The 18,531-nt window shown below is 51.9% G+C and carries 17 protein-coding genes; 10 read left to right on the top strand and 7 right to left on the bottom strand.

The genetic code is table 11. The features are described from left to right. The 5 genes from QF669_04170 to QF669_04190 all read left to right on the top strand — a co-directional run. On the top strand, window positions 1-538 hold a 538-nt coding region (locus QF669_04170; GenBank protein ID MDP6456639.1), incomplete at its 5' end, for an inositol monophosphatase family protein. Further along, the gene (thyX, locus tag QF669_04175) at window positions 531-1,502 is read left to right on the top strand and encodes an FAD-dependent thymidylate synthase (protein ID MDP6456640.1); all 972 of its coding nucleotides are present in this window, start codon (window positions 531-533) and stop codon (window positions 1,500-1,502) included. The genes QF669_04170 and thyX, both read left to right, overlap by 8 nt. A gap of 70 nt (window positions 1,503-1,572) precedes the next feature. After that, entirely contained in the window at window positions 1,573-2,241 is a 669-nt protein-coding gene (radC, locus tag QF669_04180) for a DNA repair protein RadC (protein ID MDP6456641.1), read from the top strand. Between the two features lie 40 nt (window positions 2,242-2,281). Further along, window positions 2,282-4,231 (top strand): homoaconitase, encoded by a 1,950-nt coding sequence (gene lysF, locus QF669_04185; GenBank protein ID MDP6456642.1) that lies wholly within the window; start codon window positions 2,282-2,284, stop codon window positions 4,229-4,231. Between the two features lie 77 nt (window positions 4,232-4,308). Further along, the gene (locus tag QF669_04190) at window positions 4,309-5,427 is read left to right on the top strand and encodes an isocitrate/isopropylmalate dehydrogenase family protein (protein MDP6456643.1); all 1,119 of its coding nucleotides are present in this window, start codon (window positions 4,309-4,311) and stop codon (window positions 5,425-5,427) included. 129 nt (window positions 5,428-5,556) lie between these two features. Here QF669_04190 and QF669_04195 read toward each other — a convergent pair whose 3' ends face one another. Genes QF669_04195 through QF669_04215 form a run of 5 tightly spaced genes read right to left on the bottom strand, consistent with a single transcriptional unit; the run spans window position 5,557 to window position 10,604 of the window. After that, window positions 5,557-6,336, bottom strand: a complete 780-nt coding sequence (locus QF669_04195) for a biotin--[acetyl-CoA-carboxylase] ligase (GenBank protein ID MDP6456644.1) — start codon at window positions 6,334-6,336, stop codon at window positions 5,557-5,559. Window positions 6,337-6,338: 2 nt separating this feature from the next. Further along, on the bottom strand, window positions 6,339-7,832 hold the full coding sequence (locus QF669_04200) for a methylmalonyl-CoA mutase family protein (protein MDP6456645.1): 1,494 nt from the start codon (window positions 7,830-7,832) through the stop codon (window positions 6,339-6,341). A gap of 12 nt (window positions 7,833-7,844) precedes the next feature. Then, window positions 7,845-8,597 carry a TerB family tellurite resistance protein gene (locus QF669_04205; protein ID MDP6456646.1) on the bottom strand — a complete coding sequence of 251 codons (753 nt, stop codon included), beginning with the start codon at window positions 8,595-8,597 and terminating at the stop codon, window positions 7,845-7,847. Beyond that, on the bottom strand, window positions 8,584-9,108 hold the full coding sequence (locus QF669_04210) for a biotin/lipoyl-containing protein (protein MDP6456647.1): 525 nt from the start codon (window positions 9,106-9,108) through the stop codon (window positions 8,584-8,586). Before QF669_04210 ends, QF669_04205 begins: the two co-directional genes overlap by 14 nt. After that, complete coding sequence (locus tag QF669_04215; GenBank protein MDP6456648.1) at window positions 9,105-10,604, bottom strand: acetyl-CoA carboxylase biotin carboxylase subunit; 1,500 nt, start codon at window positions 10,602-10,604, stop codon at window positions 9,105-9,107. Before QF669_04215 ends, QF669_04210 begins: the two co-directional genes overlap by 4 nt. 48 nt (window positions 10,605-10,652) lie before the next feature. On the opposite strand from QF669_04215, the gene QF669_04220 reads away from it, so the two are divergent. The 5 genes from QF669_04220 (at window position 10,653) to QF669_04240 (ending at window position 13,543) form a co-directional block, all read left to right on the top strand. After that, window positions 10,653-11,207: a hypothetical protein gene (locus tag QF669_04220; protein MDP6456649.1), complete on the top strand. Its 555-nt coding sequence runs from the start codon at window positions 10,653-10,655 to the stop codon at window positions 11,205-11,207. After that, the gene (locus QF669_04225; protein MDP6456650.1) at window positions 11,204-12,430 is read left to right on the top strand and encodes a putative sugar nucleotidyl transferase; all 1,227 of its coding nucleotides are present in this window, start codon (window positions 11,204-11,206) and stop codon (window positions 12,428-12,430) included. Before QF669_04220 ends, QF669_04225 begins: the two co-directional genes overlap by 4 nt. Before the next feature lie 91 nt (window positions 12,431-12,521). Next, window positions 12,522-12,923 carry a hypothetical protein gene (locus QF669_04230; protein MDP6456651.1) on the top strand — a complete coding sequence of 134 codons (402 nt, stop codon included), beginning with the start codon at window positions 12,522-12,524 and terminating at the stop codon, window positions 12,921-12,923. Continuing rightward, window positions 12,920-13,237: a DUF3467 domain-containing protein gene (locus tag QF669_04235; GenBank protein MDP6456652.1), complete on the top strand. Its 318-nt coding sequence runs from the start codon at window positions 12,920-12,922 to the stop codon at window positions 13,235-13,237. Before QF669_04230 ends, QF669_04235 begins: the two co-directional genes overlap by 4 nt. A 45-nt stretch (window positions 13,238-13,282) precedes the next feature. Next, on the top strand, window positions 13,283-13,543 hold the full coding sequence (locus tag QF669_04240; protein MDP6456653.1) for a Trm112 family protein: 261 nt from the start codon (window positions 13,283-13,285) through the stop codon (window positions 13,541-13,543). A 266-nt stretch (window positions 13,544-13,809) separates the two neighbouring features. Here the strand turns inward: QF669_04240 and QF669_04245 are convergent, their stop codons facing one another. Both QF669_04245 and QF669_04250 read right to left on the bottom strand, forming a co-directional pair. After that, window positions 13,810-14,712, bottom strand: a complete 903-nt coding sequence (locus QF669_04245; GenBank protein MDP6456654.1) for a cation diffusion facilitator family transporter — start codon at window positions 14,710-14,712, stop codon at window positions 13,810-13,812. Between the two features lie 49 nt (window positions 14,713-14,761). Next, entirely contained in the window at window positions 14,762-18,514 is a 3,753-nt protein-coding gene (locus QF669_04250) for a TonB-dependent receptor (protein ID MDP6456655.1), read from the bottom strand. Window positions 18,515-18,531 lie beyond the last annotated feature (17 nt).

Consider the following 18,531-nt stretch of genomic DNA (forward strand, 5'->3'; position numbering starts at 1 on the left):
CGGGACAAAAGAGTATATTGAAAAAGTGCCCATGTGGGTTGTGAGCATTGCACTGGTGGAGAACAAGGTACCTGTTTTGGGTATTCTCTACAATCCTGTGAAAGAGGAACTGTTCAGTGCGGTAAAGGGTGAAGGGGCAAAATTGAACGGTGAAAGGGTCTCCTGTTCCACTGAGACGGACCCTTCTCAAATGGTGATCCTTAACAGCAGGACGGAGACCCGGGATGGCCTCTGGTTTCCTTATAAAGATGAGTTCAAAGAGTTGAAAGGTGTGGGGAGTGTGGCATATAAACTAGGGTTAACTGCGGCAGGCAAGGCAGACGTTTTCGCCTCTTTGCGTCCAAAAAATGAGTGGGACATTTGCGCGGGACATTGTATAGTTAATGAGGCGGGAGGGGTTCTGATGGATCTCAACGGAAATACGGTCACGTACAACAATGAAAAGACACTCATCACGCCGGGATTGGTGGCAGGTGATCCGCAGGCTGTGGATAATACATTCAATGTACTAACTCGTTCGGAGAGTATGGGTGCCTGAAAAACAAAAGATGCCTGAAGGTGCTATTCCCTGTCTGGATAAAGGTTTTGTCCGACTGGTTGATTCCATGGGCGGAGATGATGCCATCGTTCAGGCGGCACGGGTGAGCTATGGTAAGGGCACCAGCAAAGTGTCCCAGGACAGGGGGTTGATCCGTTACCTCATGCGTCACCGCCACACCACCCCTTTCGAAATGGTAGAGTTCAAGTTTCATGCTAAGATGCCCATCTTCGTGGCACGGCAGTGGGTTCGTCACCGCACAGCCAACATCAATGAATACTCTTTGCGCTACTCTGAGGCGAGGGACGAATTCTACATCCCCGATCCGGAGCACATTCTCTACCAGAGTAAACTCAACAAGCAAGGTCGCTCCGGGGAGGTGCCGCAGAATCTGAAGAAGAAGGTGATAAGCTATTTCAAAGAGATGTCTGAGAAGTCCTATACCATCTATTCCGAACTGAACGAAGCCGGCATTGCAAGGGAATTAGCGCGGGCTGTCCTTCCGGTGAACCTCTACACAGAGTGGTACTGGAAGAACGACCTGCATAATATCATTCATTTTCTTTCGCTGCGGCTGGATGAGCATGCTCAGTATGAGATCCGCATTTACGCGGAAGCCATGGCTTCAATTGTTCAGGGAATCGCTCCCATCGCCTACGAAGCTTTCGAAGACTATGTTCTGAACGGCATGCGTTATTCCCGCATTGAACAGAGTCTGTTGAGCCGACGCCTCCCGAAAAGGATAATTGATGATCTTCTCGAGGACCTTTCCTATCAGATTACGGCCACGCTCCACAAGAACAAACCGCGACAAAACGACGAACTTTATCGGCTCTATCTGAAACAGGGCGGTTCCGATTCTGAAACCGATTTCCGACTGAAATGGGAATCGGGTGAAATTGACACCGGGAATGTGAGGGAGATGCGCGAATTCAAATCTAAATTGCAAGAATTGGCGGGATAGCGCTGAATTAATTACGTGGGTGGGGCGACCCTGCGTGAACTGGTCATCATAGCAAGACTGGACAGATATCATGCCTAACGCAGGTCACAGGCGGCGGCTCAGAGAGAAGTTCCTGAAATCGGGACTGGACGCCTTCCACGACTACGAAATCATCGAACTTCTACTGACGCTCGGTCAGCCCATGAAAGACTGTAAGCCGATGGCCAAGGCGGCGGTACGGAAGTTCGGTTCTGTCCGGGGAGTTCTTGAAGCGTCATCCAGGGAACTTACCGAAGTGAAAGGTCTTGGACCGAACAACATTTTCGGTTTGAGACTGGCGAGGGATATTGCCCGCAGATATCTGGCTGAGCGCATCGAAGGGAAGGACTTTCTTCAGTCATCTCAGGAAGTGATAGACTATCTGAAAGTGAACCTCCGCGACAGAAGCCGGGAAGTATTCATGGTAATCTATCTGAACGGCCGCAACCAGATCATGTCAATGGAAGAAGTATTCGATGGGACACTGACCACATCAGCAGTCTATCCGCGGGAGGTGGTGAAACAGGCTCTGGACAACGATGCCGCGGCACTCATTGTCGTCCATAATCACCCGTCTGGAAGTCCACAGCCGTCCAAGGATGATCTTGAGATCACCCGGAAACTGAAGGATGCGGCGGCGACCATTGACGTCTCCGTTCACGACCATATTATCATCGCTGGCGAAGAGACCTATTCTTTTGCCGATCACGGATTGATCTGACAAGGTTTGAAGTTAGGTTAGCTCTCTGATCCAGAGTATCATGCAGAATCTTGTGGAGAAAATTGCGCAGCGTTTCGCCGTCGGACTCAAGTCTGGTCAGAAGGTACGTTGTGGTGACTACCTTTTCGTCCGTCCTGCCCATGTTATGACTCACGACAACACCGGTGCTGTCATGATGAAGTTTGCCGGTATCGGGGCCACCGGAATGGCGGATCCGTGCCAGCCCGTCTTCGCTCTGGACCACAATATCCAGGACAAGAGTGAAAAGAACATGGAAAAGTACCGCAACATCGAGGCGTTTGCTGGGAGGATGGGCGTCGATTTCTATCCGGCGGGACGCGGCATCGGGCATCAGATAATCTGTGAAGAAGGGTATGCATGGCCTGGCACCGTGGTGGTTGCCTCCGACAGTCACTCCAATATGTACGGCGGGCTTGGCTGTCTGGGAACTCCCGTGGTGAGAACCGACGCCGCTGCAATCTGGGCGACGGGGCAGACGTGGTGGCAGATTCCCCCGGTGGCGAAGGTGACGCTCACGGGTGAACTTCAGAAGGGTGTGACCGGGAAGGATGCCATCATCACCCTCTGCGGCGTCTTCAATAATAATGAAGTGTTAAACCACGCAGTGGAGTTCGCCGGAGACGGCTTGGCGCATCTGTCGCTGGACGATCGCCTCACTATCGCCAACATGACTACCGAATGGGGTGCTCTCACCGGCTTTTTCCCCGTGGACTCAGTTACCATCGAGTGGCTCCGCGCGCGAGCCGACGCTGTATTGGCCTCAGGCGGAAGTGAACCCCATCCGCGCTTGAACCACGACCGGATTGACAGCTTGGAAAAGGAGCCATTATCTGCTGATGAAGATGCCGTCTATGTAAAGGAGTTATCCCTCGATCTTGCCACTGTCCGTCAGCACATTTCCGGTCCCGATTATGTGAAAACAGTGCGTAGTGTTGCTGATGTTGAGCGTGAGCATATCCCGGTGAATAAAGCGTATCTCGTTTCGTGCGTTAACAGCCGGGCGGCGGATATTGCTCAGGCCGCGGAAGTGATCCGCAGCAGGAAAGTTGCTGACGCCGTTCAGTTCTACGTGGCGGCGGCGTCAAGCGAAGTGCAGACCGAAAGTGAGGAGCGTGGTGATTGGTGGGCACTCGTGAATGCGGGAGCCGTCCCGCTACCGCCGGGATGCGGACCGTGCATCGGCCTTGGCGTGGGGCTGCTTGAAGACGGTGAAGTGGGTATCTCGGCCACAAACCGGAATTTCAAAGGGCGGATGGGATCGAGAGATGCTCAAGCCTATCTGGCATCGCCGGCTGTTGTAGCCGCCTCTGCTGTCAACGGCTTCATCTCGGGAGTGGGCGATTATGGTTCAGGTGAGCCTCTCACAAGTATCACAACTGCAGAGATGAAGAAGAAGCCGCCCGGTGATATTCAGATGCTCAAAGGTTTCCCCGCAACGGTGGAGGGAGAATTGATATTCTGCCATCAGGATAATCTGAACACAGACGGTATCTTCCCGGGGAAGTACACCTATATCGATGATTTTTCGCCGGAGCAGCAGGCTGAAGTTGCTATGGAGAACTACGATCCCGCCTTTGTGGAGATTGTTCGTGACGGGGACATTCTGGTGGGGGGATTCAGCTTTGGCTCGGGGAGTTCGCGGGAGCAGGCCGCCACGGCGCTGAAGTATGCGGGCATCCGGCTGGTGATTGCCGGATCTTTCAGTCAGACCTACGCCCGCAATGCCATCAACAACGGTTTTCTTGTACTCAAGTGTCCTGAACTGGCACAAGATCTGAAGGCGTCTTTTGGTGAGGCGAAATTGACGATGAGAACGGTAATTGTGGCGCAGATTGATTTCGGGAAGGCAGTGATCCGTACGGCGGAGAAAGACTATCCCATCGATCCGGTTGGCGCGACGGCTCAGGAACTGATTATTGCGGGTGGACTGGAGAATTGGGTACAGGAAAAACTGGAACGCGGTATCTGAAGCTTATTGGAGACCAACTTGTCGGTGGAGATCCGTTAAGGCGGGAGATCCCGAACACTCATTAAGGGAGAAGCATAATGGCTAAATATCGCATCGCATGGCTGCCGGGGGACGGCGTTGGCAACGACGTTATGGAGTGCACCCGGCTCGTATTGGACGCAATGGACTTTGATGCCGAATACATCCACGGCGACATCGGCTGGGAGTTCTGGAAGACGGAGGGAAACGCACTTCCGGACCGAACGAAGAAGATGATGAAGGAGACCGACTGCGCCCTCTTTGGCGCCATCACGTCCAAGCCGAAGGAGGAGGCGGCCAAGGAGTTGACTCCCGAGCTTCAAGACAAGGGATTCGTCTATTTCAGTCCGATCGTCCAGTTACGCCAAGAGTTTAATCTCCACACCAACCGTCGCCCGTGTAAGGCTTATTCCGGCAACCCCCTCAACTACAAGGATGACATCGATATCGTCATCTTCCGGGAGAACACAGAAGGGATGTACGGCGGAGTGGAATTCTATCCGCTACCCCAGGAAGTGTTCGACGTTCTCGACCGGAATCATCCGAAGATGGGCAAGTTCGAGAAATTCGGCCTCGACAATATCGCCATATCTACCAGGATTATGACCAGACAGGGGTGTGAAAATATCGTGACACAGGCCTTTGAATATGTGAAGAAGTTCGGCCGGAAATCAGTGACGGTGGTAGATAAACCAAATGTGCTGCGGGAGACGGGCGGGCTCATGCTGCGCACAGCCCGGGAGGTGGCCGCTGACTATCCCGACATCCCTCTGTGGGAGACCAACATAGACGCCCAGTGCATGTGGCTGGTGAAGAATCCTCAGGATTACGACATCATCGTGGCAGAGAATATGTTCGGTGATATTCTTTCCGATCTGGCGGCGCAGCTTGTGGGCGGTCTCGGTTTTGCCTGCAGCGCCAACGTGGGCGATAACTACGCCGTCTTCGAGCCGACCCACGGCTCGGCGCCAAAGTATTCCAGTCAGTACAAGGTTAATCCCATGGCTATGCTCCTCACCACAAAGATGATGTTAGAGTGGCTGGGGGAGACAGACTTGGCGGCAACTCTCGAAGATGCGGTAGCGGAGGTAATCGCTGAAGGTAAGGTGAAGACCTATGACATGGGTGGGAATGATACGAGTTTGGCGATGGCAGAGGCAGTGACGGCGAAAGTGTGAAGCGGTAAGGCTCTCCCTCAGTCGCACATCGAAGGTGTAGTCTTTGGCCAAGTATTTTCGCGCTGTTCACAGGCTGGATGAGGAATTGGAGGAGCCCATTGACATCGGCAAATACTGGGGCGTCCGTAGCTAAAGCACTGAAATATCCTCCCCGGAAAGATGCTGCTCCCCTTTCTCGGTCTCGATGACAGCACCGCCCCACGGCGTGAGTCCCGCAAACGTTCCTGACTCTTCTTTCTCTCCCTGCAAAAAAGTAATGATGCTCCCAACGTGAGCGCAACGCTCAAGCCAGTCGTTGATTACCGGCTGAGTTCCACCTTCTCTCAACTGGCCGTACAACCGCTCAAGTGAGTTGAGCATCCACGCAAGCATAAGCTCCCTCTGAACAGGCGATCCTTTCTCTATAGCCACGGAAGTGACATCCGGCTTCAGGTCATCTGGGAAGTCCTCCGTTATCTCGTTCACATTGACTCCTGTGCCGACTACGGCGTGTGTCATAGTATCGCTTTGGATCTTGCTCTCCACCAGCACGCCGCCGCACTTCTTCCCGGATAGGAAGATATCATTCGGCCACTTCAGTCGAGGCTGGAGATCGAATCTCTCCAGCGCTTCCACCGCGGCCAGGCCAGCCGAGAGGGAGAGCAGTCCCGAATCAGAGGCTGCTATTTCCGGTTCAAGAATGACGGAAAAGGCTAGCCCCCTTCCCGGTGCTGAGTACCACTCCCTCCCACGTCTCCCTTTTCCGGCCGTCTGCCGGTCAGTGACAACCACCGTTCCCTCTTCACCTTCACCAGCTTCAACCAGCGCCATTGCCGCTGCATTGGTGGATTCGAGCCGGGCGTAGTACTCAATCTTCTTGCCTAGCTTGTTGGTCTGGAGGTTAGCCTGGATGAGCTGCGTAAAGATCACAGTCAGGGGAGATCGTACTCGCCGAAGACCTGCCGCAGCGTGTCAGAAATCTCTCCGAGAGTAGCGCCGCTTTTTGCTGCGAGTATGATGTGAGGCATCAGATTATCATCGCCCGCCGCAGCTTCTTGCAGAGTCTTCCGCGCGGCTCGCAAATCGTCCGGATCTCTGTCAGACTTGAAGGCCTTTGTCCTGTTTACTTGTGAGGCGACAGCTTCGGTATCGATGAAGAGAGTCGCCGGAATTTCTGAATCTTGGGCCATAAACCTGTTGACGCCGACGACGCTCCGTCTTCCCAGGTCAATACGTTTCTGATATTCATAGGCACTGCGTCCGATTTCGTTCTGAATGAACCCCTTCTCAATGGCCGTAACCGCCCCGCCCAAATCGTCAATTCTTCCGATGAGTTTTTCAGCCTCCTCTTCAAGACACTTGGTGAGACTCTCCACATAGTAAGAACCGCCGAGAGGATCGACGTTCTCCGTGACACCGGTCTCGTAAGCGATCAGTTGCTGAGTCCGCAGAGCCAACTGAACCGAATCTTCTGTCGGCAGAGCCAGAGCCTCGTCGCGCGCGTTGGTATGAAGAGACTGGGTACCGCCGAGAACTGCCGCCAGAGCTTCCACGGCGGTCCTCACCACATTGTTGTCCACCTGTTGCGCCGTCAGGGACGAGCCGGCCGTCTGGACGTGAAAGCGGCACATCATCGATTTGGGATCCTTGGCGCCGAAGCGCTCCTTCATGATTCTTGCCCAGAGCCGTCTTGCGGCACGGAACTTTGCGATCTCTTCAAAGAAATCGATTTGTGCGTTAAAGAAGAATGAGAGGCGCGGTGCGAAGTCGTCCACCTTCAGTCCGCGCTCGAGGGCGGCCTGGACGTAGGCAACGCCGTTGGCGAATGTGAACGCCAGCTCTTGGGCGGCGGTGGCGCCCGCTTCCCGGATGTGATATCCCGAAATCGAAATGGTGTTCCACTTGGGAACCGTAAGGTGGCAGAACTCAAAAATATCGGTGACGATTCGCAGAGAAGCTTCCGGCGGAAAGATGTGTGTTCCTCTTGCAACATACTCTTTAAGCACATCGTTCTGGATGGTGCCGCGCAGCTTATCGAGCGGAACACCGTTCTCCTCAGCGACGGCAAGGTAGAACGTCAGCAGAATGGCGGCGGTAGCATTGATAGTCATGGATACGGAAACCTCATCCAGCGGAATATCCTTTAGAAGCGTGCGCATATCGTCAAGGGTGGAGATGGGAACGCCGACGCGGCCCACTTCTCCTTCCGCCATGATGTGATCAGAATCGTAACCCATCTGTGTCGGAAGGTCGAACGCCACCGAAAGGCCGGTGACGCCTTGCTTCAGGAGGTAGTGATATCGTCTGTTGGATTCTTCAGCCGATGTGAAGCCGGCGTATTGCCGCATGGTCCACAGACGTTCTTTGTACATATCGGGGTAGATGCCCCGGGTAAAGGGGTATTGGCCGGGTTTTTCGTCCGCCATATGAGAGTAAAGTCAGGTAAACTTTCTTTCGCCCTTTATTTCTTGATACGCCTCGTTGATGGCTTTGAATTTCTCTTCCGCCAGTTCCTGAAAATCCTCTCCCAGGTGATGGACCTTATCGGGATGGAACTTGCCGGCCATGCGCCGGTACGCCTTCTTGATTTCTTGGTCTGATGCTTGTGGGGACACTTCAAGTACCTTGTAGGCAGATGAAGCATCTTTGATAAACATAGCTTTGATGGAATCGTAATCGGCGTGGGAGATACCAAGGTAGTTTGAGATTTTTCGAATCTCCTCTATCTCCATAGGATGAATTTCGCCGTCGGCCCGGGAGAGGCCGAAGAGGACATGCACAAGTTCTAGCCTGCTCGGATGATCCATATGTTTCTGAACCTGACGGCAGATTGTCGGAATAGAGTAGTCCTGTTTAAGTATATCTTTGAACATCACCATCAGATCCCGTGAGTTTTCCGCACCGAAATTGCCGCTCAGGAACTGTTTTACATATTCCAGCTCAGACTTGCGCATTTTTTTGTCGGCTTTCATAACATGCGCAAACAGAACCAGCAGTGATACAGCAAAATCGCCCGGTTTTGTTCTGGGATATTCAGGCGAATCTCCGCCGATACCAAACTGCGAGCGGTAGCTGGTTCCGGGCTGACGATCGTCTGATAGCGATGCCAGCGAGAAGCCGATGATGGCGCCGATGGGCCCAGCCAGAACCCAGCCGAGGCCGCTCCACAGTATTCGTTTACCTGTGCTCATGGCCGTTCGGTTTGATGGTTATGAGAAGAGTCTCCTTTTCCACGGATTGGCCGGCAGATACGGCAACTTCTTCAACAACACCCGAGACTGGAGAATCAATCTCGTTCTCCATTTTCATAGCTTCCAGAATCAGAAGCTTGTCGCCAAGGCCTATTTTGTCTCCTTTCGAAACGTGGATGCGGGATACCAGTCCGGGAATGGGCGCCCGTATCTCTCCGTGGGGTTGCTTTGAACTGTCTACCATACCTATTCTTTCTAGCACCAGTTCAGTTTCATCCTTGAGATTGACCCAGATAGTGTTATGGTCGATTGTCACTTTGTAGATACTGGAATCTTCAGTGATCCCCACATAGTGCGAGTTGCCGTTAATGAGCAACGAATACTCGTTGGCGCTCAGCCGAGAAACGTCTATATCGGCAGTGCTGTCTTCTGTGATGACGTGCATATTCTCTCCGTTCGCCCGCATAGTGAAGGTAAGTTCTTTGCCATCAAGAATAGTCTTGAATATCACCGCAAAGAGTCCTTCCGTCCCTCTCGTTTCCAGCTTGACTGTGGTGCAGGAACTTCGCCGTTGGCTGAAGGTGCTGACATCTCTTGCGATGAGTGAATAGCAGTCAGGTACGAGGCGGGATGCCGGTAGGTAGCGACGTTTTCAGCACTGATCTTGCGCAACGATTCCATCTCGTCAATGATAAAGTTTGTGTTGTAGTCGCCCCTGGCGAAGCTGGTGTGACTGAGCACGGCGTGGCAAAAGGGGATAGTGGTGTCTATGCCCACAATCCGGCACTCAGAAAGAGCCCGTTTCATCCTTTCAATGGCGCCGGTCCTATTTTTGTCCCATGCGATCAGTTTTCCCAGGAGGGGATCGTAATGGGGTGTAATCTCTTGTCCGAGACGGATGCCGTGGTCGAAACGGACGCCAGGTCCGTCGGGGACATCGAACCCCGCCACAGTTCCGATGCTGGGCACGAAACGGTTGAAACCGTCCTCGGCATAGATGCGGCATTCGATGGCATGGCCGTTAACTTCGCTCTCCTCAGACAGGGTCAGCTGATCCCCCTGGGCTATAGCGATCTGCTCTCTCACCAGATCGATTCCACTGATCATTTCCGTAACGGGGTGCTCCACTTGGAGACGCGTATTCATTTCCAGGAAATAGACAGTATGATTTTCATCGACGAGAAACTCTATTGTCCCGGCACTGACGTAGCCGCAATTCTCAGCAATCTGTTTTGCGTAGTTGGCCATTTGCAACCACTGCTCCATGCTGATGAAGGGCGAAGGAGATTCTTCAATAATTTTCTGGTAGCGGCGCTGGACTGAACATTCACGCTCCTGTAGCGCTACTACATTTCCGTGGTTGTCCGCAACAATCTGGATTTCGATATGTCGCGGGCCCAGGAGATATTTTTCGATAAAGACGCGGTCGTCGGCGAATGCGGCATCCGCTTCTGATTGGGCCGTCTTGAGAGCACTCTTCAGCTCCTTTTCCGATGCTACAACTCGCATCCCCTTGCCGCCTCCGCCGCCCACAGCTTTCATAAGGATAGGATAGCCGATTTCGGTGGCGATTTCAGCGGATCTTTTTTCATCGGCAACAGGCTCGGCGGAGCCCGGTACCACAGAGGCGCCCGCTTCCATGGCAATCGCCCTTGCAGATACTTTATCTCCCATAATGGCCACCGCTTCAGGTGGCGGGCCGATCCAGGTCATACCAGCATCCACCACGGCTTTGGCGAAATTAGTGTTTTCGGAAAGAAAGCCGTAACCGGGGTGAATTGCATCGGCACCGCACGCCTGCGCCACGTCCACAATCTTATCCTGCCGCAGATAGCTTTCACCAGATGGGGCTGGACCGATGGCGTAAGCTTCAGAAGCGAGCAGAACATGGGGCGAAGTCCTGTCTGCATCGGAAAAAACAGCCACAGTTTCTATACCCAACTCACGGCAGGTCCGGATGACACGAACAGCAATTTCCCCCCTGTTTGCTATAAGAATTTTCTTCATGGCGAAAACAAGATAAGAAGTTTAATATATTTCGGCAAAAGTTATATATTGCGTCTGGTGTATCCGCAGTTAGAAAAAATCAAGGTACGGCTGGTTATCTGGTGGTTCAGGTTAACCAGAAAATTGCGCATCCACGAAGAGCTGGCAGCGATTCGCAAAGAAGGCTCTGGTGTGTCCAGTGTCCTGATCATTTTACCGGAAGGGAGGGAAAATTCCCGCGTCGCCAGGTATTTCCTCAAGTCTGTCTACCACAACGGTAAAGCCGAACTCAGTTTCCTGATGGATAAGGCACTCTATCACAGTTTTGCCGACGGACTTCCGGATCGTGTCCAGATCTATACTGATGAAGACATCGATTGGTTCCAACTGCCGCGCAAGAGTTTAATCGAGCGAGCCCTTGCAGAGTCGTATCATGCGGTGGTGGATATGCACTCCTCGTTCAATTTATCAACAGCTTATCTGACCTACCTTTCCAGGGCGCCTCTGCGCGTCGGTTTCAGCAGTCGTTTTGCGGAACATTTCTTCAATATACAGATTGACAGAAAAGACAGTCAGTTTGTTGAACGCGGTTATCTGGCGATTCAGAAGGTTCTCGATCTATGAATATCTATCTGTTTGAAAATAAAAGTGAAACGCTCAATCTGGAGCCGCTCTCCCTTACGCGCCCATCGTTTGATCTGCGCTGCGGTGTCTTCAGCGTGCTGGAAAGAATCCGCCTGGAGCTTCCGGATGCGCATATCAGCTTGTTTGTCCGTGAGGAGCTGGCTGATGTTGTGCGGGAGAGGTTTCCTGAACAGGAAGTTAACCCCGGTGGTGTGGAGGCTGCTCTCTGGCTCAACAGTCGTGCTTTGTGGCGCAAACGTATAATAGACACTATGCTGCCCTTCGAGAACACCGTGTTTTTTACACAAGAGAATTTTGTCGGCGCTATCCTTGACAGAGAGATAGGGGAGAAGTGGCTTAACCGGGGCGGACCTGTCACAACTCGGCCGCAAACGCCACTGGCCAGTGAGAATATTTCGGTGGAATGTCCTGTCTATCTGTGGGATTATGTCCATGCTAATGGGGAAGTGATTACGGAAGACAGTGCACTGTTTGATCTGGGAAGTTCAAAAGGCACTATCGATTCCGGCGTCCACCTGCTCAATGAGGCGCAACTGTATCTAGGCTCCGGCTCACGCGTAAAATCGGGGGCTGTTCTGGATGCTGAAGGTGGACCTGTCATTATCGGCCAGGAAGTGACTGTTCTGCCGGGAGCCTTTCTCGAAGGTCCTCTTGTGATCGGTGACGGTACTCTCATCAAAGCGGGCGCCAGAATATACGGCGGTACCACTATCGGTCCTGGCTGTAAGATCGGTGGCGAAGTGACTGAGTCCATTTTCCAGAGCTGGTCCAACAAGCAGCATGACGGCTTTATCGGCAATGCATTTATAGGCGAGTGGGTTAATCTCGGTGCCGACACAAATAACAGTGATCTAAAAAATAACTACACAAATGTGAAAGTCTCGGTAAATGGCGAAGTCGTTGATTCTGGATCTCTCTTCGTGGGGCTCTTTATGGGAGATCATTCAAAGACAGGCATCAACACCATGTTTAACACCGGTACTGCCGTTGGTCCTGGATCGAACATTGTCGGTTACGGATTCCCTCCCAGGACAATCGCCCCCTTTTCATGGATGGTAAACGGGAGACGAAGGATCCACCTTCTTGAGAAGTTCATGCTGGCGGCCCGTGTCGCAAAGGAGAGAAGAAATCAGCACATCTCTACTGTTGAAGAGCAGTTCTACAAACGGTTGTTTCAGGATGCGGGGCTGAACAGCTCCTAGATTTTCAGAACATCTCCTAAAAATTATTGTTGGCGACAGTGGAGTCGCCGATTATATTTACCCTCCGAAATTAGGAGAAGAACTGAGTATTATGGCGTTAGAAGGAATCATTTGCCCCGAGTGCAGCGTTCCTCTTCATGAGGATGAGCTGAAAGAAAAGGTGGTCTGCCCCAGTTGCAATACAGATCTGAAGCAGCCCAAATATCTCGATTTCGTCGAGTACCTGATTGCGAACGGTATTGTAGTTGATATTGATTTTTTCGATATGAAGCTTTACAAAGACGAGTTGGAGAGGCTTGATCCTTCAGATCAGGAAGAGGTCGATCCACAGGATTACGAGAAGAAAAAAGATACGTTTTCTCTCTTTGAAGAAGATTCTGAACCGGTGAAACAGAAGTCTGAGTCTGAGGATATTGACGAATGGGAAGGCTTGGAAGAAGATTGGGAAGAATTCAACAGACGAGATGACGAAGAGGAGTCTGGGAAGAAATGACAAAGGGAAAACAGCAGCAGATCAGTATTGAACTTGATGAAAAGGTAGGCAGCGGAGAGTATGCAAATTTTGTGGTGATTACTCATTCACCGGCGGAATTTGTTTTTGATTTCACGCGCCTTCTTCCCGGAATGCCTAAGGCGAAGGTAAATGCCAGGACTATTATGGCACCACCGCACGCGAAAGCATTTCTCAATGCGCTGAAGGACAACATCTCGCGCTACGAAAAGCAGTACGGCGAAATCACTGTGCCGGAGAAGGAAGCACTTGCGCCATTCGGAGTCAAGCCTCCGGAAGGGTCATTGCCGAACTGATCAGAGCAGGTTTTTACACCGATCGCTGAGCAAGGGCAGGCAGCCATGAGTATCAGTCAGGAGTTGTTGGACATCCTCTGTTGCCCTGAGACAAAAGATCATCTTCATCCCCTCTCGGAAGAGGAACGAGAGCGAGTTAATCAGGCAATCGCCAACGGCACTGTCATGAACCGCAAGAACGAGACCGTACCAGAGCCCATTGACGACGGCCTTCTATGTGCTGACGGTAAGTTCCTTTATCCCGTTCGGAACGACATCCCCATCATGCTCATCGATGAAGCCATTGATATGGCGACCGTCCCATGAGACAGTTTTGTAGAATATTACCGCCTCTTTTTGTTACGGTTATTTTGTCTTAAGTCCTCTCTTTGACATCAGGTATTCCGCCTAGAACCACACTTGGGTCGATGATGTGGAATACGGCCTCTGATTACCCTTTAGCGTGGTAGTTGATCCCTTTGCTTGAGCTTGCGACGTGCGCCGGAAGCGGTGCCGTCCTATTTCTTCGTGGTATGGCGAGCGTCCTTCAGAGACCTAAGCACCCAAACGCTATGGGATGAGGGCACTCGGTGTCAGTGATGTTCGTGTTGAAACCTGTGGGGATGATCTCCGGACGTCCCTATTGTATCACATTCCAGCGTCATGTCCCGGATATCAAACTCAGCCTGAATTATAGATTTGATTTCTCTCTTGATCGCCTCGGTCTCTTCGAGAGAATTCACTGACACTACCACGTGAGCTGTCCCTACCGTCAGGTGTGAGCAGACCTGCCACAGCCTCACATCGAGAAAATCTTCCACGCCGTCTAGCTCTAACACGCGCTTGCGGACGCGGTCAATATCTTGGGGAGATTTGTGCAGCAAGATCTCAGCGCTCTTGTAGAGAACCCTTCCGGCGCTAACTAACAGAAGGGCTGCTACGAATCCTGCCACGACGGGATCTATTACAGGCATGTCAAGAAGCCTTACTGCTGCAATGCCGGCGATGACTGAGATCGAGGCGAGAATATCTCCCAGCACGTGCAGATAAGCACTGCGAATGTTGACATCCTTCTCGATGTCTGACGATGATTGGTGAAATTTTCTGGCCACTACCAGGTTTACAATAAGCCCGATAATGGCGATGATGAGTGCATAGGTTGTGTCAATTTCAGTCGGGCTGGTAAACCGGGACCACGCTTCAATAAAAATGAAGGCTGAAATCAGACTTAGCAGCAGTCCGTTGAATAGGGCGCTGATGACTTCCAGCCGGTGGTAGCCGAAAGCCATCCGTTGCGTCGGAGCGGTCCGCTGGGCAATAGCCAGGGAGACGTAGGCGATGAGTATGGCTGAAAGATCCGAGAGAACGTGAAACGAATCAGATACCAGACTCAGGCTGCCGGAAGCGATACCGCCAATGAGCTCAGCCAGAAAAGTGAGCGTTAGAAGCAGTACCGCGAAGAGGAGTGTTTTCCTGGATGTGGGCAGTTCAGCCATGGCAGAAACCTAATCCTTTATAAAAAGAAGAATGAAGCGCTAAACGTAACTACAGTGTACCTTGCAGCCGTAGAACTACCATCCGCCCCAGCTTGGGTCCGCCTATGATTTCAACGTGACGGTTGTTGAACAGATTGCTGATGCTGGCAAATAATCTCAGGTGGTCATTGACAGAGTACCCGAGATGCAGATCAAGAATATCGTACTTCTTGATCGTACCGTAATAGATCCCCGACTGCCACGGGAAACTGTTAACATGTCTGAGATAAGCCGCAATGGAGTAACCTTCAGGGAATTCGTAAGTTGCCTTCATGGACCACTTGTGCTTGGGAGCGTTGATGGGTTCTTTCGTTCCTGTAAGCGGATTGATGAAATCAGACAGACTCAGGTACGAGTAGTTTACATCAATGATCAAATTGCGGTTGACGAAAAAGGTTGTGCTGGCATCTATGCCCCACATATAGACTTTACCAAAGTTGAGATATCCCACAACCACAGGAGGGTTGTGACCGGAGGTAATATCAGCTGTATCACCTACAACAGTAACACCTTGGATATAACTGCTGGGGCTGTTGAAAAATCTGTCTATGGTCAGCTCAGGATCGTTCTTGACAACGACTGGTGTAACAAAGAGGATTGGACTGACAAAGCTTGTGTACTTGCTGTAGAATAGATCAAACGTTCCGTAAAGGCGCTTGGCTACTCTGCCTTTGTAGCCAAACTCCAGCGTACGAACGATCTCGGGATTAATCGGCTCCGGGTCGGTGGCGATGTCTGACTGAAATGTACCTTTTATCTTAGGATCTACTGAAGGGAAAAGGAGTTTGTAAAGCTCATCCCAGATGCCGTTTCCGTTGTCGTCCACCCAGGTTTCGTGTTGTTCTGCCGGCTCACCTTCCTGAAAAATGCCGTCCCCTTCAGTACCGTTATTGTCAAGCCCGGTATAGAAAATGTTGCCGTCGAGATCTTCATAGGGCTCGCCCCAGTCCCACTGGCCGTTGCCGTTGGTGTCGGTATACGGTTCCGCCGGTTTGCCGTCAGTGCCGTAGTCCATAAAATCGAATTGGTCGTTGCTGTCAAAAGTATAGATATACTGGTTGCCGAAGATATCTGACAGCGTGTCGGCCGATCCGTCGCTAAAGGACCACTCGCCGTCGCTGTTGCTATCATTGAACTTTTCCCAGTGGAGGGTGTTGTATTGCCACAGATCTTCGCTGATATCCCAGAAAATGAGATGACCGTTTTCGTCTCTTGGGTAGTGGTAACCGTTACCGGCTCCCTTGGCGAAGACCTTGAATACAGAAAATCGCTGCACAAAAATATCGAGGAACAGTGCCTGGCTCGATGGTGTGTTGAATGCCCTGGCCCAGGTGAGGCGAAAGTTCTGATTGTCACGGGGTCGGTACATCAGTCCTATCTTAGGTGAAATCTGGAGCCCTTCCTGATTCTCAAAATCGAATGTCCACTGGAAAGGATTAACGGAAAGGTTTTTCTCTCCAAAATCTATGATGTCGGTTAACTTGTCGTGCGCATCAAGCCGGTTAGCGATAATCAGCTCCCACTTGTCCGTGAGTTTCGTGTTGGACTGGAAGTAGAATCCCAGTTCATTGACGATGTAGCGGTTGTCCTCATCTTTTTCATCGATGCCTTCATCTACCAGTCCGTCGCCGTCATTGTCGATGCCGTCAGCTATCGCCCTTCTGGCGTTATCTACTCCGCTGACTGCTCCGTCCTGTAAACCAGAATCAGTGTCCCAGAGGGTGTACATCTCTCCCTTGTCGTAAGCATTGTTATCGATAGTTTCGGCCCATGAGATTGGTGACCCTGACTCTCCATCGCCATCGTTGTCGATTTTGTCCCACAGGTTGTTGTCACCCAGGATGGTGCCGAATGTCTGCGGCATGGTACGGAAATAGTCGACCCCCCAGACGATTCTCTGTCGTTCGTTCCAGAACATTTTGTGATGCTGTAACTGTGCTGAGAACTTTCTTGAAGTGTCTTTGATCCGGCCTCCTGTTGCAAGACTTCTTGTTCTGCCGGCATTGCTCGAGTTCAGATAGGCTTGAGCGAAGAAGTTTTTGTAGGTGAGACGACCCTGTGCGTAACGGTAGATCCATCCATCGGCCAGATATCTGGCGATACCTGTAATATTGATGTTTTTGGCCCAGGCGTAGCCGTAGGCGAGACTTGTCTTGAAATCGTCGCTGGGGTCATAATCAAGTCTGAAGTCACTCCGCACATTTCTGACTGCAAAATCAGGGAAATCATCAACACCATCACCGTTAGCATCATCAACGCGGTAGGTATAGATAGTGCTGTCACCAACACAGCCGAAGCAACTGTCCTGATTCGTATCAAACAGTATTTCACCATTATTACCGAACTCGAATTCACCGAACTTGTTTGCCCCACGCTCTCCCACACGGTTTTGCCATTTCGATCCCCGTTCGTCTGCTTCGTCGATCAGCCCGTCTCCATCGTTATCAAAACCGTCGTACCACTTTTCTATCTGGTCATCAATACCTTCATCCACGCCTTCATCCACAAGGCCGTCACTGTCGTTATCCTCGCCGTCGGCCCAAATAAGTCCGTCGGAGTTTACTCCCGGTTCGCCTGCGTCGGGCTGACCGTTGCCGTTCAGATCTATAAAGTCGTCGCTGTTGCCGTTGTTATCGATACCGTCAGATACAGCAATGTTGGTGTAGAATTGACCGTCACTACCGATGAACCAGTCGATACCGGCGTCATTGAGATACTCTTCCGTTAGTTCGCGGTCGTCGTTCGGCCAAGGGTCCGGTATAAGTATCGCTTCGGTCGGATTGCCGTCTTCGATGAGGCCTGTTTGCCAGATAGCGTTTCTGCCGTCTGTAATCAGGTCCCAGTTTCCCACGAATGCGAAGTGATGGGCTTCCCGCTCATCAGGATTGAAGTGGCGCCAGTCATCGGCGGTTAGGTATGCCGCGGAGGCTTTAATGCCAAGGTTACCTCTGGTGAGGGCGCCGCGAGCAGAAAATTTCTTCAACTGCCTGTCACCAGCCTGAAAATTGACGATGAGCGGTTTTGAGAATCTTGGCGGTTTGGTAATAATATTCAGGACGCCGCTGTGAGCGTTGGGACCATAGATGGCGGAAGCAGGACCGAGGACAACCTCGATCTGTTGCACATCATCAGACGTTATGGGGATGACGTTGTAGGCGGTCAGCCGCAGTGAGGGGACATTGGCCATGCGGCCGTCCGTCAGCGTCAGCAGGCGAGAGCTGAAACTGGAGTTGAAGCCCCTGGCACTCAGGTTGTAGCTGTCGACACCGGACTGGGTAAAGTCGACGCCCTTAACGGCTTTCAGGTAGTCGCCGAGATTGGTGTTGCTCTCGCGGCGGATATTCCTTTCGGTGATGACCGAGATGGCGGCCGGGGCATCTTCTACCCGCTCCCTGCGGCGCGAAGCGGTCACCACATACGTCTGATATTCTATGGCAGCCGGACTGAGAGTCATGTTTACCGTTTCAGTGGCGCCCTCCTCAAGCGTGACGGTCACTTCAATCTCATCGTAGCCTATAAAGGAAGACTTGACCGTGTAAACTCCCGCCGGCAGATTCTTTACCTCATAGTATCCTTCCATACCGGTGGCTGAGCCCGTTGGAGAATCCAGTTCCGGACCCGTTACCAGGACATTGGCTCCCATGAGCGGATCGCCGGTACTCTTATCGGTTATTCTCCCCTTAATGGTGCCGGCGGCCGTGAGCAGCGCGCCGTGAAGCAGGAACATCAGGATCAGCAGCAGTTTGAATGTTTCCGTTTTCACAGGCGCTAATTTCTCAT

It is taken from the genome of Candidatus Neomarinimicrobiota bacterium (genome assembly GCA_030743815.1).
Taxonomy (GTDB): domain Bacteria; phylum Fidelibacterota; class Marinisomatia; order Marinisomatales; family S15-B10; genus UBA2146.